The sequence below is a fragment of the Embleya sp. NPDC001921 genome, assembly GCF_053594475.1.
Genome location: NZ_JBSFEO010000007.1, coordinates 228,511 through 247,851 on the forward strand (window position 1 = coordinate 228,511; position 19,341 = coordinate 247,851).

Here is a 19,341-nt window from a genome sequence, read left to right on the forward strand (position 1 = left end):
AGTATCGCGCGCGACCGGTCGCGCGCGATCATCCCGGTCCCCCTGTGCGTCTGCTCGTGCGCGTGCGCGCCGTCCGCGAGTGCCGGGCCGACGGCCGGGCGCTCGCGGACGGCGAGGTCGACGAAGGTCAGAAACCGCGGCGCCGGCGCCGGACCTTGCGCACGATCGCGGCCGTGCCCACCAGGGCCACGGTCGCGCCCGCCGCGCCGAGCGTGGTGGCGTCCTTGCGGCCGAGTCGGCGGGCCACCAGCGCGTGTCGCCCGTCGACGTCCTCCAGCAGCACCGCGAAGGCCGCCTCGTTGGTCCACACCGGGCGCCAGCCCGCCGCGCGCAGCCGCTCGGAGGGCACCACCCAGCCGTGCATCGTGTACGCGAGGTCGCCCGCCGGCGCGGGCGTGATGCCCAGCCGGTGCAGTCGTTCGGCGGTGCCCAGGGCCAGCGACGCGGGCAGCTCCATCCGGCGCATCCCGGACAGTTCCTCGATCTCCTCCTGTTCGAGCCAGCCCTCGGAGCCGACGGTGACCACACCCTCGACCCGGCCGAGCGCGGCGAACTCCAGCGCGGAGGCCAGGTCGTCCAGGTGGCAGAACTGCCAGCGCGGCTGCCCGCCGGAGACCACCAGCAGGCGCGGCGCCTCGAAGTGCCGGGTCATCACGCTGTCCGCCTCGGGCCCGCCGACCAGCGTCGCCGGGCGCACCACGGTGACCTTGACGTGCGGGTGGGCGCGCGGGGTGCGCTCGGCCAGTTCCTCGATCTCCAGCAGATCGCCGACCAGCGACGCGTCGGCCGTCGCGCGCAGCGGCGCGTCCTCGGCCAGCGGTACGGCGTTGTCCGGCAGCGCGCCGTAGACCATCGCCGAGGTGCACAGCACCACCCGGGGCACCCGGGCCGCGGCGGCGGCGGTCAGCACGGTCTGGGTGCCGCGCACGTTGCGGGCGCCGCGGGCGCGGGGTTCGGAGTCGAGCGACATGTCGAGCGCGAGGTGCACCACCACGTCCACGCCCTCCAGCCGGCCGGCCAGGGCGGGGTCGCGGACGTCCATGATCCGCCACTGTGCGCCGGGAATCTCACCGCGCCGCTCGTCGATCGCGATCAGACGTTTGACCTGGTCGTTCGCGGCCAGAAGGGACGCGACGCGATGACCGAGGCCGGCCGCGGCGCCGGTGACCGCGATGACCGGGCGCACCCGGGGCACACTCTTGTCCGAGGGCTGGTCCGAGGCCGAGGGAATGGGCTCCGGAGCGGTCTCCGAGGCATCGGTCCCGGTGCCATCGCTCGTGCTCTCCCGCCCGCTCCGCCCAGAGCGAACGCGTGGGGGCTGGGAACTCACTGGCGGTCTCCCGTGGTTAGTTTGGTACGAGCGGTTCGTCAAGAAAGGTACGCGCGACTGCTTGCCTTTCCTGTCAGTGTCCGCGATCCATCCTGCCGGAGGTGTTGTTGTGATCTTCACGCCAGGCGCGTTTCGGCCTTTGCGCGGCGTCGCCTCCGACCGGGACCGCGGACCGGCCGAGCGAGACGAGGTAACCGTGAGTCAGCATCGAGTGGTCGGGCCCGAGGGCACCGCACACCTGGACAACGTAGAGGGGCCCCACCATGGCTGACTTCCCCTTCGGCTTCGGCAAGCCCTCGGGCGACGACGATCCCGATCGCCCCGGCGGCGGTTCCGGCGGTTCGAATCCGAACGACCCGTTCGGCTTCGGTGCGGCCGGCGGTGACCCGAACAACCCGTTCGGCGCGCTGTTCGGGCAGATGAACCAGGCCGACCTGGGCGCGGCCTTCCAGCAGCTGGGCAAGCTGCTGTCGTACGAGGGCGGCCCGGTCAACTGGGACCTGGCCCGCGACATCGCCCGGCAGACCGTGGCCCAGCAGGGCGACGCGTCGATCGGCGCGGTCGAGCGGTCGGGTGTCGAGGAGTCGGTGCGGCTGGCCGAGCTGTGGCTGGACGAGGCCACCTCGCTGCCCTCCGGTGTGCACACCACGGCCGCCTGGAGCCGCTCCGAGTGGATCGAGGCGACGCTGCCCCAGTGGCGCGCGCTGGTGGAGCCGCTGGCCACCCGGGTGGTCGCGGCCATGGGCGAGATGATGCCCGAGGAGATGCAGAGCATGGCCGGGCCGCTGCTCGGCATGATGCGCGGGATGGGCGGCGCGATGTTCGGCGCCCAGGTCGGCCAGGCGCTGGGCGCGCTGGCCGGCGAGGTGGTCGGCTCGACCGACATCGGGCTGCCGATCGGGCCGGCGGGCAAGGCCGCGCTGCTGCCGGCGAACCTGACCGCGTTCGGCGAGGGCCTGTCGGTGCCGCAGGACGAGGTCCGGCTGTACCTGGCCCTGCGCGAGGCCGCGCACCAGCGACTGTTCGCGCACGTGCCGTGGCTGCGGCAGCACCTGTTCGGCGCGGTCGAGGCGTACGCGCGGGGCATCAAGGTGGACATGAGCCGGCTGGAGGAGGCCGCGGGGCGGATCGATCCGAGCAACCCCGAGGCGCTCCAGGAGGCCTTCTCGCAGGGTCTGTTCGAGCCCGAGGAGACGCCGGAGCAAAAGACCGCGTTGTCGCGTCTGGAGACGGCGCTGGCGCTCGTGGAGGGCTGGGTGGACGCGGTCGTGCACAGCGCCGCCGCACCCCGGCTGCCCTCGGCGGGCGCGCTGCGCGAGACGCTGCGGCGGCGGCGCGCGAGCGGCGGGCCGGCCGAGCAGACCTTCGCGACCCTGGTCGGCCTGGAACTGCGCCCGCGCCGGTTGCGCGACGCGGCGCGGCTGTGGGCCTCGCTCGCGGACGCGCGCGGCGTCGACGGCCGGGACGCGGTGTGGCAGCACCCCGACCTGCTGCCGACCGCCGACGACCTGGACGACCCGGACGGCTTCGTGCACCACGCCGAACTCGACCTGTCCGGCCTGGACGCCGAGCTGGACGCGGACCTGGACAAGCTGGAGTCGACCGGCGGCAAGCCCGACGACGGCGGGCCCGGCGGCGAGCGGGGCGGCGACGACAAGCCGGCCGGCGAGCCGGGTCGCGGCGAGGACTCCAAGGGCGAGGACGACGGGAAGAAGGGTCCCGGCGCGTGAGCCTACGGCTCGACGCGGTCGACGTGCTGTCGAAGTGGGACGCGCCGAACGGCCGTGCGGACCGGCTGCGCGGGGCGTACCTGGAACACCTGGCAGCGCACGAGGATGGCATGCTCAAGGCCTGTCGCGACGGGCACGTGACGGCGAGCGCGGTGATCGTGGACGCGGCCCGGGCCCGGGTGCTGCTCACCCTGCACGCGAAGATCCGCAGGTGGTTGCAGACCGGCGGACACTGCGAGCCGGCGGACCGCACGCTGGCCGAGGCGGCGCTGCGCGAGGCGCGCGAGGAGTCCGGGATCGCCGGGTTGACCCTGCTCGCGGGCGGCGCGCCGGTGGGCCTGGACCGGCATCACACGCCGTGCGCGGTGCACCTGGACGTGCAGTACGTCGCGCTGGCCCCGCCCGGCGCGACCGAGCTGATCAGCGAGGAGTCGCTGGACCTGCGCTGGTTCGCGTTCGACGCGCTGCCCGCCGACACGGACGACTCGGTGCGCGCGCTGGTGGCCCGGGCCCGCGAGGCGGTCTGAGCGGCGGAAAAGCCGCGAGGGGCGCCCGACCGTCGACGGTCGGGCGCCCTCGGCGCGGGTGTTCCCGGATCGCTACTGGCCCCAGGTGTTGCCCTGGACCCCGCCGTTCTGGCCCAGGCCGCGGTTGGCCAGGTAGCCGCCGGAGGAGATGAACTCGACGGGCGGCAACATCTCGCTGGGCTGGACCACCACGTAGCCCTCGCCCATGAAGGCCATGTTCCAGCCCTCGCCGGTGCCCCGGCGGCGTCGGTAGATGCGCGCCGAGTTGGTCTGCGCCTGCATGCTGATCGACAGCCGGGTGCTCCACGCGACCACCGCGTCGGCGTCCGCGAACACCTCGGTGCCCTGGGTGACCCGCATGATCAGCGGCTTGCCCGAGGTCATCAGCGCGATCTTGCCGTTGCCGGTGATGTCCAGGTTGTAGGAACCGGCGCCGGCGACCGACTGCGCGCTCTCGATCGCCACCACGTTCCAGCTCAGCGAGCTGTCCAGGGCCAGCACGTACTCGCCGTCCACGGTCAGGCCCTCGAAGTCGAGGTCGAGCACGTGGATCGACTGGGCCATGTTGGCCAGCCACATGGTGCCGGTGCCGTGGGCCCGCATCAGGTTGAGCTGTTCACCGGTGGCCGCGGCGGCCTGCCGTTCGGCGCCGGAGCGCATGTTGCCGTCGAAGTCGATCGCGCCCTGGTAGGCGACCATCGAACCGACCCGGGCCAGGCAGTGGTCGGGCAGCCCGTTGCCGAGCTGGACCTTGAGCATGTGCGCGTTCTGCAGACTGAACCGCTCGGGCGTCTGCACGGGCGCGTGGCCGAAAAGCGAGCTTTGCACGGTATTCCTCCTTCGCTCGCGGTCAGCCGCGCACGTGGAAACGGTCGGTGGCGTCCTCGGCCGGCTGCACGACGACGAAGCCGTTGCCCTTGAAGGACACCTGCATCGCCTCGCCGGAACCGCGCCCCACGATGCCGCCGAGCCGCATCGAGCGCTTGGTGCCCACCTTGAGGCTGGTGCTCCACGCGACGAGGGCGTCCGGGTCGACGTACGTCTCGCGTTCGGACGGGTTGAGTACGACCGGTGTGCCGCGCGTGGTGATCGCGACCCAGCCCTGGCCGGACAGCTCCATGTTGAACAGGCCGTTGCCGCTGAACTTCGCGGTGACCCCGCTCACCATCTTGATCCGGTGTTCCAGGTTCTCGTCGAACGCGAGGATGTTGCTCGCGTTGACCGACAGCCCCTCGTTCGGGTTGAGCTGCATGATGGCCACGTCCGCGCCGTAGTCGGCGAAGTAGATGTCGCCCTGGCCGGTGCACTTCATCAGTTGCATGCGCTCGCCGGTGATGCCGCTGGTCATCCGGCGCTGCATGCCCTGGCCGTGGCCCTCGAAGCGGATGTAGCCCTCGTAGGCGATCATCGCGCCCTGCTTGGCCAGCACGCCCGGCGCGCCGGGCTGGATGTTGACCCGACAGATCTTGTTGCCGTGCGCGCTCATCCGAGCCTGGGGTGCGGTCTGCCCGTACGCGGCGATCAGTTGCTGATCCATGTTCCCCTCACACCTCGTAGGGCTGGACGACGATGAAGTTGTTGCCGCCCGGCGGGCAGCGGAACTGCAGGTTGACCGTCTCGCCGCTGTGGCCGGGGAAGGCGGTCCTGCGCAGCCGCATCTGGGTCGTGGTGGAGACGTCCATGTCGGTCCAGGCCACGATCGCGTTGCTGTCCGCGAAGGTCGGACCCTGCACCGGAAGCACCAGGGGGATGCCCTGGGTCTTGATCACGATCGTGCCCTGGCCGCTGAAGGTCTGCGCGAACAGCGCGCCGCCGGGGATGCCCACACCCTCGACCCGGGCCGGCTCCATGGTCAGGCCCTCGTCGAAGGCGAGCACGTTGGCCACGTTGACGAACAGCTTGGTGCCCTGGAGTTCGACCAGGTGCAGGTGCGCGGCGTCCTCGGCGAAGAACACCTCGCCGTTGCCCTCGCAGCGCATCAGTTCGAGCGACTGGCCGGTCTGCCGGTTGTCGAAGCGGCTGCGCAGGGTCTGGCCCTGGAACTTGAACTTCACGTCGCCCTGGTAGGCCACCATCACGCCCTGGCGGGCGATCACCTTGCCGCCGGAGACGTCGACCCGGACCATCTTGGCGTTCTGCTGGGTCCAGCGACCGCCGGCGGGCACCTCGCGGTACTGCTCGACGCCGTACTGGAAGGCCGGCTCGGCCGAGGCCACGCCGACACCCTGCATGCCCTGCGGCGGGGCCGGCGGGCCGCCGGGCACCGGCATCTGGAGCGTGGGCTGCATCTGGCCGGGCTGACCGCCACCCGGATAGCCGCCGGGGCCGGGGCCGCCGGGCGGCGGGTAGCCGCCGGGGCCGGGCGGCGGCGGGTAGCCGCCGGGCTGACCCATGCCGGGCGGCGCGGGCGGCGCCATGTGGCCCTGGTGCGGGGTCTGGTTCGGGTAGCCGCCGGGGCCGGGCGGACCGGGCGGCGGCGGGTAGCCTCCTCCCGGCGCGCCGTGCGGCTGCGCGCCCGGGGGCTGGTTGTACTGCGGCGGGCCGGGCGGCGGCGGATACCCGCCGGGAGCGCCGTGCGGCGGCGTGCCGGGCTCGTTGTACTGCGGCGGGACGGGCGGACCGCCCTGCATCGAGCCGACCGGTTGCGGCGCGCCGGGCGGCGGGCCGAAGTTCGGCGCGGGAGCGGGCGGCGGCGGACCACCCCCGGGCGGCCCGAACGAGGGCGCGGGCTGCTGCTGCGGAATCCCGCCGCCGGGCGGGGCGAATCCCGGGGCGCCGCCGGGCGGTACCGGGGCGGGCTGCGGGGCCTCGTCCGGCTCGTCCTCGGCGACCTCGCCACCGAAGTTCTCCAGGAGCGCGCGGAGCCCGCCGTCGAAGCCCTGTCCGACGGCGGAGAACCGCCAGACGTCCTTCTTGTAGATGTCCGCGATCATCACGGCGCGCTCGGTGCTGAACTCACGCCCGGTGAACGCGTAGCGCGCGACCTCCTGGCCGCCCGCCACGATCCGCAGATAGCCGGAGGCGACCTGGGACATCACGCCGTCGCCGTCGATGGTCGCGGTGAACGCGAGCTTGTTGACGTTCGGCGGGACCCGGTCCAGCGTGACTCGGAAGGACTCGGTGTCACCGGCCTGCGCGCCCAGGAGCTGGATCGATTCCTCGGGCGACTTGGGCTGGTTGAAGAAGATGAAGTACCGATCGTCGGACAATCGTTCACCCGCGTCCAACCCGAAGCACGCGATGTCGAACGTCAGCCCGGGACTGTCCAGATGTACCCCGACGTACAGATCGGTCCCCGCGGTCAGGTCGGACAGCTTCGACTTCTGTCCCTTCCTGAACTCGACCACTGTGTGGCTCCCTTCCCCGCTTTTCCGCCGCCGGCGGTGCGGGCGCCCACCACCTGGGTCCCCGCCGCGCACGGCACGCTACAACATCGGATCCGCCCCGGTCCGGGTACGGCACAACGCCCGGCGGCAGTCTCGTGCTTGCGACGAACGATTGCCCGCGACCGGTTCCCGGCTGTGTACGCGCCTCACGCTATACGCCCGAATCCGGCACCGCGACGACTCTCGCGAGCCGGATCCGGGTCAGCCGCGCGGCTTGCGGGCGGTGCGATCGCGCGTTGTCCCGGCGCGCGTACCGTCCGCAGCGGCCGTGCCCTTGCGGGCCGCGCGACCCCCCGCCGCGGCGGGTCGGCCGCGGGTCGGCGGGGCCGCTTCCGGCACCGCCGACATCGGGGCGTCGGGGGCGGCGTCCACATCGTCCTTGTCGTCGCTCATCGCGAGCCCGCTCGCGGTGGCGACACCCTCCAGATATCCCCGCGCGCGTTCGGTGCGCGGATATGCGGCGAGCAGTGTCCAAAAGCGCGGTCCGTGGCCGGGCACCAGCAAATGCGCCAACTCGTGCAGCAATACATAGTCGACGACATACGTCGGCATGCCGCGCAGCCGGGTGGAGAGCCGGATCGTGCCGTCGATCGGCGTGCACGAACCCCAGCGGGTGTTCTGGTTGCCCACCCAGCGCACGCTCGCGGGCTCGGCCCGGCCGTCCAGATAGCGGGCGGACAGCTCCAGCGCCCGCGCGGCGAGATCCTCGTCACTGGGCCGCCGGCGCCGCTCCTGCGCGGCCAGGCGCTCCAGCATCACGCCGACCCAGCGTTTCTCCTCGGTCTGCGTCATCCGGCCGGGGAGCAGGACCACGGTCCGATCCCCGTCCCGGTAGGCCGACACCGTTCGTCTCCGTCGGGCGCTGCGACGCACCTCGACGGCACCCTGGTAGGGGGCTCCGGACAGCATGTCGTGTCCGGCCCCGGGATCCGCGACCACAACCAGGACGTTAACCGACGGCACCGACAGGGCGCCGCCGCTTCGGGCCGGCCGGGGGATATTCGACACCGCTTTTCACGGGCATAAGCACTATTCGTTCGATTATTCCCATTCCATTCTTCTCGGCCTAATATTTCCAAATAGCATATTCATACGCGGCCTGTGGACGACGAAATACCCGGCGCTTCCCGGGCGGGCACGCTGGGACCGGCCGAGTCGCCCCGCGCGCTTGGTCGCCGTCCGCGTTCCCGGTGCACCTCTCCTCGGAGGCCCTCTCATGCGCCCGCTCCTCAAGCCCGCCCTGCGTCGGTTGTGGCGCGATCGACAGACCCTGCAACTGGGCCTGGATCCGCGTCGGGCCGTGCTGGTGGGCGGTCTGGACCCGACCACCGCCCGCTTCGTCGAGCAGTTGGACGGCACCCGCGACCTGGAGCGCACCTGGGAGCTGGCCGAGCGGGTCGGCCTCGCTCGCGCGCACGCCGAGGCGGTGCTGGACCTGCTGGCCCGCGAGGGTGTGCTGGAGGATGCCTCCGGGCGGCCCACCCCGGTGCCCACGCTGCCCCACGAGCGCGCCCGGCTGGGTCCGGATCTGACCTCGCTCGCGCTGCTGCACGGAAGCGGCGAGGCGGGCCTGGCCGCGCTCGACCGGCGCGCCCGCGCGGTGGTGGCGGTGCACGGCGCCGGTCGGATCGGCGCCGCGGTGGCCGGCCTGCTCGCCGCCGCCGGGGTGGGTCACGTGGTGCCCGCCGACCGCCGTCCGGTGCGCCCGGGAGACGCCGGACCGGTGGCGTTCGGCTGGGACGAGGAGCGCCCGCGCCGGGAGACCACCGTGCGGGCCGCGCTGCGTCGCTCCGCCCCGGGGGTGCGCTGCGCGCTGCCCGCCGGGCGCGGCACGCCCGACGTCGCGGTGCTCGTCCCGGAGGGCCGCCCGGATCCGGAGCCGGGCGCCCGCCTGATCCGGCAGCGGGTCCCGCATCTGTACGCGGACATCCGCGAGACCACCGGGGTGATCGGACCGTTCGTGCTGGTGGGCCGGTCGGCGTGCGGGCGCTGCCTGGACCTGGCCCGCAGCGACCGCGATCCGGGCTGGCCGCGCCTGCTGGCCCAGCTCGCGGCGGCGCCCGGTCCCGGCGAGGCCCCGTGCGATGTGGTGCTCGCCACCGAGGTCGCGGCCCGGGCGGCCCTTCAGGTGCTCACCTTCCTCGACGGCGCGCCGCCCACCACCGTGGACGGCACCGTGGAGATCGAGCTGCCGGACGGCCTGACCCGGCGCCGGAGCTGGTCGCCGCACCCCCGCTGCGACTGCCGCGCCACCCGCGCGGCGGAAGAGGTGGGCCCCATCACACGTGCCGCGTCCCCGAGTCGGACACAATGGGTCGCGTGAGCGATCTTCCGCGTAGGGCCGTGACCCGCACCGCCAAGCTCGCGTCCCTCCCGCTGGGGGTGGCCGGCCGGGCGACACTGGGCCTGGGCAGGCGTATCGGCGGCAGACCGGCCGAGATCGTCGCCGCCGAACTGCAACAGCGCACCGCCCAGCAGCTCTTCAAGGTGCTCGGCGAGCTGAAGGGCGGCGCGATGAAGCTCGGGCAGGCCCTGTCGGTGTTCGAGGCCGCGCTGCCCGAGGAGGTGGCCGGGCCCTACCGCTCGGCGCTGACCAAGCTCCAGGACGCGGCACCACCGATGCCCGCGCGTACCGTGCACAAGGCGCTCGCGGAGAATCTCGGCGCGGACTGGCGCTCGCTCTTCGAGGAGTTCTCCGAGCGCCCCGCGGCGGCCGCCTCGATCGGCCAGGTGCACCGGGCGGTCTGGCACGACGGCCGCACCGTCGCGGTCAAGATCCAATACCCCGGGGCCGGCGACGCGCTGATCTCCGACCTGAACCAGCTCGGGCACGTCGCGCGCTTCGCCGGCGCGCTGATCCCGGGCATCGACGTCAAGCCGCTGATCGCCGAGCTCAAGGCCCGGGTGGCCGAGGAGCTGGACTACCAGCTCGAGGCCGAGGCGCAGACCGCGCACGCGGTGGAGTTCGACGGCGACCCGGACATCTTCGTACCGCACGTGGTGCACCAGACCGAGCGGGTGCTGATCACCGAGTGGATGGACGGCAAGCCGCTGTCCCAGGTGATCGACAAGGGCAGCCAGGAGGAGCGCGACCGGGCCGGGCACATGCTCAGCCGCTTCCTGTTCTCCGGTCCCGCCCGCACCGGCATGCTGCACGCCGACTCGCACCCCGGCAACTTCCGGCTGCTGGACGACGGACGTCTGGGCGTCCTGGACTTCGGCACGGTCAACCGGTTGCCCGAGGGGCTGCCCGAGCCGATCGGCCTGGCGTTCCGACTCGCGCTGGACGGCGACGCGGACAGCGTCATGCAGGTGTTGCGCACCGAGGGCTTCGTCAAGCCGTCGATCAAGCTCGACGCCGCCGAAGTCCTGGACTATCTGCTGCCGTTCCTGGAGCCGGCCGAGGCCGAGGAGTTCACCTTCACCCGGGCCTGGATGCGCGAGCAGGGCGCGCGGGTCGGCGACCCGCGCAATCCGGCGTCCGCGCTGGCCCGCCAGCTCAACCTGCCGCCGAGCTATCTGCTCATCCATCGGGTCACGTTGAGCACGATCGGCGTGCTGTGTCAGCTCGGCGCGACCGCGCCGTTCCGCGAGGAACTGGCCACCTGGCTGCCCGGGTTCGTCGACGAGGACTACGAGGCCGAGGAATTCGACTTCTCCATCGAGGACATCGAGGACGTGGCGGAGATCGAGGAGGAGCCGGCCGGCGTCGAGGGAATCGACAACTCCGGGGATGCCGCCGGGCGTTAGCGCCCGTCCGCACCGCCGCGAACCGCCGAAGGGCGGGCGCCCCCGAGGGGGTGCCCGCCCTTCGGCGGTTCGCGAACCGGTTGGGCGACATCAGCGGCTTACATCACCGCGATGGCCAGCGCCCGGCGCGCGCGCATGGAGGCGACCTCCGCCCGACGACGCATCCTGCGCGCCATCCGGACGTGGTACGCCCTGCGTTGGAGCTCCGCTTCACGGAGCTGTTGATCCATCTGAGCCCTCGCGAGGGCTTCGTTGATGAGATGCAACTCCCTGCTCCTGTCATTGGGCAAAACGGCGTTCGTGTCGTGAATGTGCTTCATGGGTTCCTGCGCGTACGTGGTGTGTCGGGTGCTCGTGCGTCGGGGTCCCGCCGGCGGGGTCACGCGGCGACCTCCGTCTTGCGCGGACGGCCACGGGGACGCTTGCGGGCGACGACGACGCCCTGCACGAAGAGCTCGCCACCCCAGACACCCCAGGGCTCGCGGCGCTCGAGCGCGCCCTGCAGGCACATCTCGCGCACGGGGCACTCACGGCACAGGGCCTTCGCGTACTCGACGTCCTCGGGGGACTCGGCGAAGAAGACCTCCGGGTCGTAGGAACGGCAGGGGATCGTCGACTCGAGCTGCTCGACGTCCTCGAAAGCGGTAAGGGTCATCAGGTCTACCTCCGATGTCGCTGTGGCTGTGCTGCCGGGTGCGGGGGGTTTGCCGTGGGGCACGTGGTGCTCCTGTGATTCATGGGACTCGTGTCCCCGGTGGTCGCTACTCGGTGCTGCTGACAGCCGACAAAAGACAAGGGCCGCGGATCCCGGTGTTCGGGATTCCGCGGCCCTGGAGGGTGCCGACCTGACGTGACGTCAGGTCCTGTTCCTCCAGGACGGATACCCGTTGTTACCGGCAAAGGCCGCCATGGTCATTCCATTGGCCTGCTGCGATTCCTGCGTCTGCGCCTGCTCGCAAGCCGCCGCGTTCGACGGTCGCTCGTTGCGACGCGTCGCCGCTGCCTGCTCGCCTTGCCACGGACCCTCGGCGCTGCCCGCCAGACCGACAAGACCTGAGGCACCCGCGACTGCGGACGCGCCACTGCCGTTGCCGCGCAGTCGCGCGGAGGCGGTGATCAGGGCATCGGTCCCGGCATAGGACAGATCCGTGGGGAGCCCGGCCAGGCCGGACTTGGGCAGGGAGAGATCGGCATGCGACAGCTTGGCGGAGCCCACCGACACCACGACCGAAGCGGCGGTGAACGCCTGACGCTGGGCTTTCAAGTTCCTGGTAATCACGACGTTCACCTCCTTTCGAGAGGGTTCGGGGAACACCGCAGAGGTGTTTCCAGGTTTCATGGACGAGCACGGTCGAACGTTCCGACCGTGCTCGTGAGCGTAGATGCGGTTCGGAGCGAGACGCAAACGATTTATTGCATGGTCCTCGTCACTCGAGGGAAACCCCTCGGATCTCACTCCCCCGCAGGAGCATCCTCGTCCTCCGGGATGTGCCCGAAGTCCTCCGGCGCGGGCTCGATCGCGAGGTCGTGACCGGCACACAGCGCGAGCACGTCGTCACCGAACCGCTCCAGCTTGGTCCGGCTCACCCCCGGGATCGCGGCCAGTTGCCGCTCGTTGAGCGGCCGGGTCTCGGCGATCGCGGTCAACGTCGCGTCGGTGAAGACGACGAACGCCGGCTGGCTCTGCTCCAGCGCCCGCCCCTGCCGCCACACGACCAACTGCTCGAGGAGGAACTCGTCGACGTCCGAAGGGCAGTCCAGGCAACGCCCGATCTTGCGCTCGGCGGCGTCCTGGAGCGCCCGGGCGCACACCCGGCAGCGCACCGGGCCGACCTTGCGCCGGGGCCGGGCCGTACCGTCCGGGCCGCGGGCCGGTGAGCGGAACGCGTCGGGCAGCGCGGAGCCCGCGCCGCGCGAGCCGTCCGCGCCGCGCAGCCCGTCGAGGAACCGGGACGCCTTGCGGCCTCGGCCGCCCGGGGTGCGGGCCAGGGACCAGGACAGGGTCAGCCGCTCGCGCGCCCGGGTCACCCCGACGTAGAGCAGCCGGCGCTCCTCCTCGATCTTGTCCGGGGTGTCCGCGTAGGCGATCGGCATCATCCCCTCGTTGAGGCCGACCAGGAACACCGCGTCCCACTCCAGGCCCTTGGCCGCGTGCAGCGACGCGAGGGTGACGCCCTCGACCGTCGGCGCGTGTTGCGCGCTCGCCCGCTCGGCCAACTCGGCGGTGAAGTCGCGCAGCGTCGCCTCGGGCCGCTTGACCTCGAACTCCTCGGCGAGCCGCAGCAGCGCGGCCACCGATTCCCACTTCTCCCGGGCCTGGCCGGATCCGGCGGGCGGCTGGGCGCTCCACCCGGTGTTCCCCAGCACCGCGCGCACCTCGCCCGCGAGCGGGCCGCGCTCGGCCTCGGACCCGCCGGAGATGGCGTGCGCGCGCAGGAAGCCCATCGCCTGCCGGACCTCCGCCCGCTCGAAGAACCGCTCGGCGCCCTTGAGCAGGTACGCCACACTCTGATCGGCCAGCGCCTGTTCGTAGGACTCGGACTGCGAGTTGGTACGGAACAGCACGGCGATCTCGGCGGGCCGCACGCCCTCCTCGATCAGCGCGCGGATCTGCTTCGCGGTGCTCTCCGCCTCCGCCTGCTCGTCGGCGTGCTCGACGAAGCGCGGCGCCGGGCCCTCGCCGCGCTGCGAGATCAGCTTCAGCCGGTGCTTGGCGGCCTCGCCCGTGGCGTGCGCGAGCAGCCGGTTGGCCAGGCCCACCACCTGCGGGGTGGAGCGGTAGTCGCGGACCAGCTCGACCACCTCCGCGTCCGGGTAGCGGCGGCGGAAGCCGAGCAGGTAGGCGGGTGTGGCACCGGTGAACGAGTAGATGGTCTGGCTCGCGTCGCCGACCACGCACAGGCTGCGCGCCTCGTCGGCCCACAGGTCGAGCAACCGCTGCTGGAGCGGGTTGACGTCCTGGTACTCGTCCACGGTGAAGTGCCGGTACTGCGCCTGGACCGCCTCGCGCACCTCGGGGCGCTCGTCGAGCAGGCCGATGGTCAGCAGCAGCGCGTCCTCGAAGTCCATCAGCCCCTTGCCGGACTTGATCTTCTCGTAGGCCGCGTAGACGTGGGCGACCTCGGCCGCCGCGCGCGGCGGCTTGCGGCCCGCCGCGAGCACCGCGCGCGGATAGTCGTCCGCCGCGGTCTGGGTCGCCTTGGCCCACTCGATCTCGCCGATGATGTCGCGCAGCTCGGCCCGATCGGCCCGCAGCCGGCAGTGCTGCACCGCGTCGCGGGCGAGCAGGAACTTGGTCTCCACCAGTTGCGGCGGGGCTCCGCCGAACACTTTCGGCCAGAAGTACGAGAGCTGGCGCAGCGCCGCCGCGTGGAACGTGCGCGCCTGCACGCCGGGGACGCCGAGGTCGCGCAGCCGGCCGCGCATCTCCCCCGCGGCCCGCGCGGTGAAGGTGACCGCGAGCGTCTGGCCGGGCTGCATCGTGCCGGTCAGCACGCCGTAGGCGATCCGATGGGTGATCGCGCGGGTCTTGCCGGTGCCCGCGCCCGCGAGCACGCACACCGCGCCGTCGACGGCCTTGGCCACCCGCCGCTGCTCGGGATCGAGCGCGTCCAGGACGTCGTCGGGGGAAGCGATCATCGACCCATCCTCTCAGGCATCCCCGCGGCCCGAGGCCGGTTGTGCACAGCCCCCGGTGATCCGCACAGGTGTGGAATCAAACCGACCGCGCTCATGTTGCGGATGTGGACAGCCGTTCCCGGACCGGGCGAACACAAAGGAGTGCATGACGATGTCGGCCCCCGTGACGATGTACAGCACGACGTGGTGCGGCTACTGCCGCCGGCTCAAGAGCCAGATGGAGCGCGAGGGCATCGCCTACACCGAGGTGAACATCGAGCACGACCCCAAGGCCGCCGACTTCGTGATGAGCGTGAACGGCGGCAACCAGACCGTTCCGACGCTGGTCATCCTGCCGCCCGACGGCGGGGCGCCGCTGTGGACCGCGACCAACCCGAGCCTGGCCCAGGTCAAGGCCGCCGTCGCGGAGCTCGCCGCCTGAACCCGGGCGAGCCGCGCCCCGGCGCCGCGGCGGCCCGCGACGGATTCCCGTCGCGGGCCGCCGCACGTGCGGACCGGGACTACCAGTGGTTGTCCTCGTCCAGCGCCTCGCCGTACCACTTCTCGATCAGGTGGCGGGCTATCGACAACGTCCCGGGCAGGACCACCTCGCCCGATTCGATCGCCTCCTTGAGCTGCGCCCGCGAGTACCAGTGCGCCTCGGAGATCTCCTCGCCGTCCACCCGCACCTCCTCGTCCACCGCGTAGGCGAAGAAGCCCAGCATCAGGCTGGACGGGAACGGCCAGGGCTGGCTGGCGAGGTAGCGCGTGGACGCGGTACGCACGCCGACCTCCTCGTGCAGTTCGCGCGCGACGGCCTGTTCGAGCGACTCGCCGGGCTCGACGAAGCCGGCGAAGGTGGAGAACCGCTTGTCCGGCCAGCTCGCCTGGCGGCCGAGCAGGCACCGGTCGTCCCGGTCCAGCACCAGCATGATCACCGCCGGGTCGGTGCGCGGGTAGTGCTCGGCCCCGCAGGCCGGACAGCGCCGCACGTGCCCGGCCGCGGCGATCTCGGTCGGCTGCCCGCAGCGCGCGCAGAACGTATGGGTGCGGTGCCAGTGGTGCAGGCCGGTCGCGTGCACGAGCAGGCCCGCGTCCCGGTCGTCCAGGAGCGTGCCGAGTTCGCGCAGGGTGCCCTCGCGCACTCCCGCCGCGGGCTCGGCCGGCTCCCCCACCGAGACCGCGAAGTAGCGCACGCCGTCCGCGTCGGCGCCGAGCAGGTAGCGCTCGCCCTCCGGCGCGTGTGCCGGATCGACCAGGACCAGGCGCGGCGCGCCCGTGTCGCCCGACCAGTGCGCCCGGCCCTGTCCCAGGACCAGCACGCGCGTCTCGGGCGCGCGCCATGCCCGGTCCAACCACCCCTGGTCCAGGCGGTGTTCGGCCGCCCGGTCGAGGGCGGATCGGGCCAGTGCCTGCCCGGCGACAGGCTTGGGGTGGATCAACTGACGTCCCTCCCGGTTCGTGCTTCGTGCCAGGTCGCCGCGAGGTCCTCCCAGAGGTGCGCGGCGGCCTCCGCGCCCTTGAGGAGCAGCGGCTTCTCCACCTTCTCATCGACCGAATGCCAGCCGTCGTCGGGCAGCGAGACGCCGAGGAAGACCACCGGCGCGCCCAGCACCTCCTGGAGGTCCGCCTCGGGTCCGGAGCCGCCCTCGCGGGTGTACAGGATCTCGGTGTCGAACGCGCGGCCGAGCGCGCGGACCACCGAGCGCAGCGCGGGGTGGTCCAGCGGGGTCAGGCACGGCCGGACGCCGGTGCCGAAGTCGAGTTCGCAGCGGATCCCGGCGGGCAGCCGCTCGGCCACCCACGCGCGCACGACGCGCTCGATCCGCTCCGGGTCCTGGCGGTCCACCAGCCGGAAGGAGATCTTCGCGTGCGCGGAGGCGGGCACGATGGTCTTGCGGCCGGGGCCGGTGTAGCCGCCCCAGATGCCGTTGACCTCGGCGGTGGGGCGCGCCCACACTCGCTCCAGCGTGCTGTAGCCGGCCTCGCCGCTCGCCGCGGCGGACTTCGCGTTGCCCAGCCACGCGGCCTCGTCGAACGGCAGTTTGGCGAACAACTCCCGCTCGCGGTCCGTGAGTTCGCCGACGCCTTCGTAGAAGCCCGGGATCGCGACGCGGCCGTCCTCGTCGTGCAGCGCGGCGATCAGCCGGGCCAGCGCGGTCGCCGGGTTGGGCACCGCGCCGCCGAACGAGCCGGAGTGGATGTCCGAGGTGGGGCCGAAGAGGTCGATCTGCATCTCGGCCAGGCCGCGCATGCCGGTGCAGGTGCTGGGCGTGTCCGCGCCCCACATGCCGGTGTCCGAGACCACCACGACGTCGCACGCCAGGCGGTCCCGGCGCTCGCGCAGCAGCGCCGGCAGGTGCTCCGAGCCGGACTCCTCCTCGCCCTCGACGATCAGCTTGAGGTTGACCGCGGGCGTGTCCCGCCCGGTCGCGGCCAGGTGCGCGCGCACGCCGAGCAGGTGGAAGAGCACCTGACCCTTGTCGTCGGCCGCGCCGCGCGCGTACAGCCGATCGCCCACGTCGGTCGGCTCGAACGGCGGTGTGCTCCACCCGTCCGCGAGCGCCGCGGGCTGCACGTCGTGGTGCCCGTAGACCAGCACGGTGGGCGCGTCCGGGTCGGCGCAGGGCCACTCGGCGAACACGGCCGGCAGCCCGGACGTCTCCCACACCTCGACGGTGGGGAAGCCGGCGTCGCGCAACGCGCCGCCCAGCCACCACGCGCTGCGCTCGACGTCGGCCGCCGCGGCCGGGTCGCCCGAGATCGACGGGATGGCCAGCCAGGCGCGCAGATCGGCGAAGAAGTCGGCCGCGTGCGCGTGCACATAGGTGGAGATGTCGCGGTCGGGGATGCTCATGGATTCGACCATATGCCCGCCGCCCGGGCGGGTGGCACCGGGCGCCGGCGCGCCGATCGCCGCACGCTCCGCACCCGGTGGGGTTACCGTCGGGCGATGACCACGTTGCGTGTCGCGACCTTCAACCTGCTGCACGGCATGGACCTGGCCGACGGCGAATCCGACCCGGAGCGGCTGCGCGCCGCGCTGGCCGATCTCGACGCGGACATCGTGGCCCTCCAGGAGGTGGACCGGCATCAGGAGCGCTCGGGCGGCGCGGACCAGGCCGCGATCGCGGCCGAGGCGCTGGGCATGTCGCAGTGGCGCTTTCTGGCCTCGGTGCACGGCGTGCCGGCGCCGGTGTCGGGCTGGACCGAGGACGATCCGGTGCCGGACGAGCGTCGGGTGTACACGGCGGACGAGCGGGGCGAGGGCGGCCCCGGGTACGGCATCGCGCTGTTGTCCCGGCTGCCGGTGTCGCGCTGGCGGGTCCGGCGCTTCCCGGCCGCGCCGCTGAGCCTGCCGTTGCGGGTGCAGGGCCGGCCCGGCCTGACCCGCGTACCGGACGAACCCCGAGGGGTGCTCGCGGCGGTCGTGGAGGGCCCGCACGGACCGTTCACGGTGCTCGCGGCGCACCTGTCCTTCGTGCCCGGCTGGAACATCTCCCAGCTCGCCCGGATCCGCCGCTCCACCGCCGACCTGCCCGGCCCGCAGTTGCTGCTCGGCGACTTCAACCTGCCCGGGCGCATCCCGCAGGCGGTGGTGGGTCGGCGCGGTCGCGGCGCGGGCGCGGGGGCCGTGCGCTGGCGTTCGCTGGCCCGGGTGCCCACGTATCCCTCGTATCACCCCAGGGTCCAGTTCGACCACGTGCTCGGACACGGGATCGGTCCCGAGGCGGTGCGCCGCACCGAGGCGGTCCGGCTCGGCGTCTCGGACCACTGCGCGCTGGTGGTGGAGGTGAACGTGGGTTGAGCGCGCCGGGGGTTCAGGCGCTCAGGCGCGCCCCGCGCAGCCCGTCCTGTCGGGCGACCACGGGCCGGTAGCGCAGGAGCACCATCGCCGCGTCGTCCTGGAGCGGGTGGCCCACGTGCCGCTGCACGTCCGCCTCCAGCCGGTCCAGGGTGTCCTCGACGCCGGGCAGGCTGTCGGGCGCGCGGTCGGGAAGCGGGTAGAACTCGCCGGCCGCGTTGCGCGCCTCGATGATCCCGTCGGTGTACAGCAGCAGCCGGTCCTCGGGCAGCAACGGCACGCGCAGCACCGGCAGGTCCAGCTCGCGCAGGTCCAGGATGCCCAGCGGAGGCGTCGGGGCCGGCGGGTCCAGCGCCCGCGCGTGCGCGGCGCGCAGCAGCAGCGGCGCGGGGTGACCGCAGTTGAGGATGTCCACGCACGCGCCTTCGTTCAGGAAGCCGAGCAGGATCAGCGTGACGAACTCCTCGTCGTCCTCGCCGAGCCGACGCTCCAGGCTCGCCGAGAGCCGCCGGGCCACGCCCGGCAGTTCCGGCTCCTCGTACGCCGCCTCGCGGAACGCGCTGAGCACCGCGGCGGCGGTACGCACCGCGCCCAGGCCCTTGCCGCGCACATCGCCGATGGCCACCCGGACGCCGAACGGCGTGGGCACCACCTCGTACAGGTCGCCGCCGATCCGCGCCTCGGCCGCCGCCGCGCGGTAGCGCACGCCGACGGTGAGCGAGCCCAGGGTGCGGGGCACCTGGGGCAGCAGCACCTCCTGCGCCGCCTCGGCGACGCTGCGCACCTCCTCGATGGTGCGTTCCTGGCGCATGCGCACATGTACGCCGGCCCACGCGGTCGCGGTCACCAGCGCGATCGACACGAGCGTGATGAACGGCTCGCCGCCGCCTCGGCCCTGGCCGAGCGCGGTCAGCGCCACCGCCACCACGGCCGCCACCGCGCCGGTGATCAGTGGTCCGCGCGGGGCCGTCTGGGTGAGCCCGGACAGCGCGGGCGCGACCGCGAGCAGCGGTCCCACGTGCACGTTCTCCGGCGTCGCGGCGGCCAGCACCACGACCGCGAGGATCACCAGGAACGACAGCAGGCGCAGGACCAGGCCGATCACCGGCAGCAGGGGGCGGTCACCCGCAACGCCGACAAGCCGCAGTGCCCGTCTCGTCTGTGCTGTTCCGCGCACCGGTGCCGTTTCCCGTCC

17 protein-coding genes and 1 pseudogene are annotated in these 19,341 nt (G+C 72.8%); 6 read left to right on the forward strand and 12 right to left on the reverse strand.

Going from position 1 to position 19,341, the window contains the following annotated elements:
• Nucleotides 1-127 precede the first annotated feature (127 nt).
• Nucleotides 128-1,330: an NAD-dependent epimerase/dehydratase family protein gene (locus ACWCPW_RS11115; protein WP_395866266.1), complete on the reverse strand. Its 1,203-nt coding sequence runs from the start codon at nt 1,328-1,330 to the stop codon at nt 128-130.
• Between the two features lie 263 nt (nt 1,331-1,593).
• Between ACWCPW_RS11115 and ACWCPW_RS11120 the strand changes: the two genes are divergently transcribed.
• Both ACWCPW_RS11120 and ACWCPW_RS11125 read left to right on the forward strand, forming a co-directional pair.
• Nucleotides 1,594-3,060 carry a zinc-dependent metalloprotease gene (locus ACWCPW_RS11120; protein WP_449761270.1) on the forward strand — a complete coding sequence of 489 codons (1,467 nt, stop codon included), beginning with the start codon at nt 1,594-1,596 and terminating at the stop codon, nt 3,058-3,060.
• Nucleotides 3,057-3,587 (forward strand): NUDIX hydrolase, encoded by a 531-nt coding sequence (locus tag ACWCPW_RS11125; protein WP_449761271.1) that lies wholly within the window; start codon nt 3,057-3,059, stop codon nt 3,585-3,587. Before ACWCPW_RS11120 ends, ACWCPW_RS11125 begins: the two co-directional genes overlap by 4 nt.
• 72 nt (nt 3,588-3,659) lie before the next feature.
• Here ACWCPW_RS11125 and ACWCPW_RS11130 read toward each other — a convergent pair whose 3' ends face one another.
• From ACWCPW_RS11130 to ACWCPW_RS11145, 4 genes and pseudogenes are all read right to left on the reverse strand, one after another.
• Nucleotides 3,660-4,415 (reverse strand): AIM24 family protein, encoded by a 756-nt coding sequence (locus ACWCPW_RS11130; protein WP_449761272.1) that lies wholly within the window; start codon nt 4,413-4,415, stop codon nt 3,660-3,662.
• A 22-nt stretch (nt 4,416-4,437) separates the two neighbouring features.
• Nucleotides 4,438-5,124 (reverse strand): AIM24 family protein, encoded by a 687-nt coding sequence (locus ACWCPW_RS11135; RefSeq protein ID WP_449761273.1) that lies wholly within the window; start codon nt 5,122-5,124, stop codon nt 4,438-4,440.
• A 7-nt stretch (nt 5,125-5,131) separates the two neighbouring features.
• On the reverse strand, nt 5,132-6,934 hold the full coding sequence (locus ACWCPW_RS11140) for a TerD family protein (protein ID WP_449761274.1): 1,803 nt from the start codon (nt 6,932-6,934) through the stop codon (nt 5,132-5,134).
• A 435-nt stretch (nt 6,935-7,369) separates the two neighbouring features.
• Nucleotides 7,370-7,882, reverse strand: a pseudogene (locus ACWCPW_RS11145) (M48 metallopeptidase family protein); the annotation flags it as partial.
• A gap of 307 nt (nt 7,883-8,189) precedes the next feature.
• Here ACWCPW_RS11145 and ACWCPW_RS11150 point away from each other — a divergent pair.
• Both ACWCPW_RS11150 and ACWCPW_RS11155 read left to right on the forward strand, forming a co-directional pair.
• Nucleotides 8,190-9,296, forward strand: coding sequence for a ThiF family adenylyltransferase (locus ACWCPW_RS11150; protein ID WP_449761275.1), 1,107 nt, complete (start codon nt 8,190-8,192; stop codon nt 9,294-9,296).
• Nucleotides 9,293-10,723, forward strand: coding sequence for an ABC1 kinase family protein (locus ACWCPW_RS11155; protein ID WP_449761276.1), 1,431 nt, complete (start codon nt 9,293-9,295; stop codon nt 10,721-10,723). The genes ACWCPW_RS11150 and ACWCPW_RS11155 overlap by 4 nt, the downstream gene beginning before the upstream one ends.
• Before the next feature lie 98 nt (nt 10,724-10,821).
• Here the strand turns inward: ACWCPW_RS11155 and ACWCPW_RS11160 are convergent, their stop codons facing one another.
• The 4 genes from ACWCPW_RS11160 to ACWCPW_RS11175 form a co-directional block, all read right to left on the reverse strand.
• Nucleotides 10,822-11,043, reverse strand: a complete 222-nt coding sequence (locus ACWCPW_RS11160) for a hypothetical protein (protein ID WP_355541032.1) — start codon at nt 11,041-11,043, stop codon at nt 10,822-10,824.
• A 59-nt stretch (nt 11,044-11,102) separates the two neighbouring features.
• A complete protein-coding gene (locus ACWCPW_RS11165; protein ID WP_026218651.1) occupies nt 11,103-11,441 on the reverse strand; it encodes a WhiB family transcriptional regulator in 339 nt (112 codons plus the stop codon).
• Between the two features lie 138 nt (nt 11,442-11,579).
• Nucleotides 11,580-12,002, reverse strand: coding sequence for a hypothetical protein (locus tag ACWCPW_RS11170; protein WP_449761277.1), 423 nt, complete (start codon nt 12,000-12,002; stop codon nt 11,580-11,582).
• A 173-nt stretch (nt 12,003-12,175) separates the two neighbouring features.
• On the reverse strand, nt 12,176-14,362 hold the full coding sequence (locus tag ACWCPW_RS11175; RefSeq protein WP_449761278.1) for an ATP-dependent DNA helicase UvrD2: 2,187 nt from the start codon (nt 14,360-14,362) through the stop codon (nt 12,176-12,178).
• 151 nt (nt 14,363-14,513) lie between these two features.
• Between ACWCPW_RS11175 and ACWCPW_RS11180 the strand changes: the two genes are divergently transcribed.
• A complete protein-coding gene (locus tag ACWCPW_RS11180) occupies nt 14,514-14,783 on the forward strand; it encodes a mycoredoxin (protein WP_395866285.1) in 270 nt (89 codons plus the stop codon).
• 79 nt (nt 14,784-14,862) lie between these two features.
• Here ACWCPW_RS11180 and nudC read toward each other — a convergent pair whose 3' ends face one another.
• Nucleotides 14,863-15,783 carry an NAD(+) diphosphatase gene (gene nudC / locus ACWCPW_RS11185; protein WP_449761279.1) on the reverse strand — a complete coding sequence of 307 codons (921 nt, stop codon included), beginning with the start codon at nt 15,781-15,783 and terminating at the stop codon, nt 14,863-14,865.
• Nucleotides 15,780-17,198 carry a dipeptidase gene (locus tag ACWCPW_RS11190; RefSeq protein WP_449761280.1) on the reverse strand — a complete coding sequence of 473 codons (1,419 nt, stop codon included), beginning with the start codon at nt 17,196-17,198 and terminating at the stop codon, nt 15,780-15,782. Before ACWCPW_RS11190 ends, nudC begins: the two co-directional genes overlap by 4 nt.
• Nucleotides 17,199-17,294: 96 nt before the next feature.
• Here ACWCPW_RS11190 and ACWCPW_RS11195 point away from each other — a divergent pair, with 96 nt between their 5' ends.
• A complete protein-coding gene (locus ACWCPW_RS11195; RefSeq protein ID WP_406298363.1) occupies nt 17,295-18,149 on the forward strand; it encodes an endonuclease/exonuclease/phosphatase family protein in 855 nt (284 codons plus the stop codon).
• A 13-nt stretch (nt 18,150-18,162) separates the two neighbouring features.
• On the opposite strand, the gene ACWCPW_RS11200 is transcribed toward ACWCPW_RS11195, so the two are convergent.
• Entirely contained in the window at nt 18,163-19,323 is a 1,161-nt protein-coding gene (locus tag ACWCPW_RS11200; protein ID WP_449761281.1) for a PP2C family protein-serine/threonine phosphatase, read from the reverse strand.
• Nucleotides 19,324-19,341: the final 18 nt, after the last annotated feature.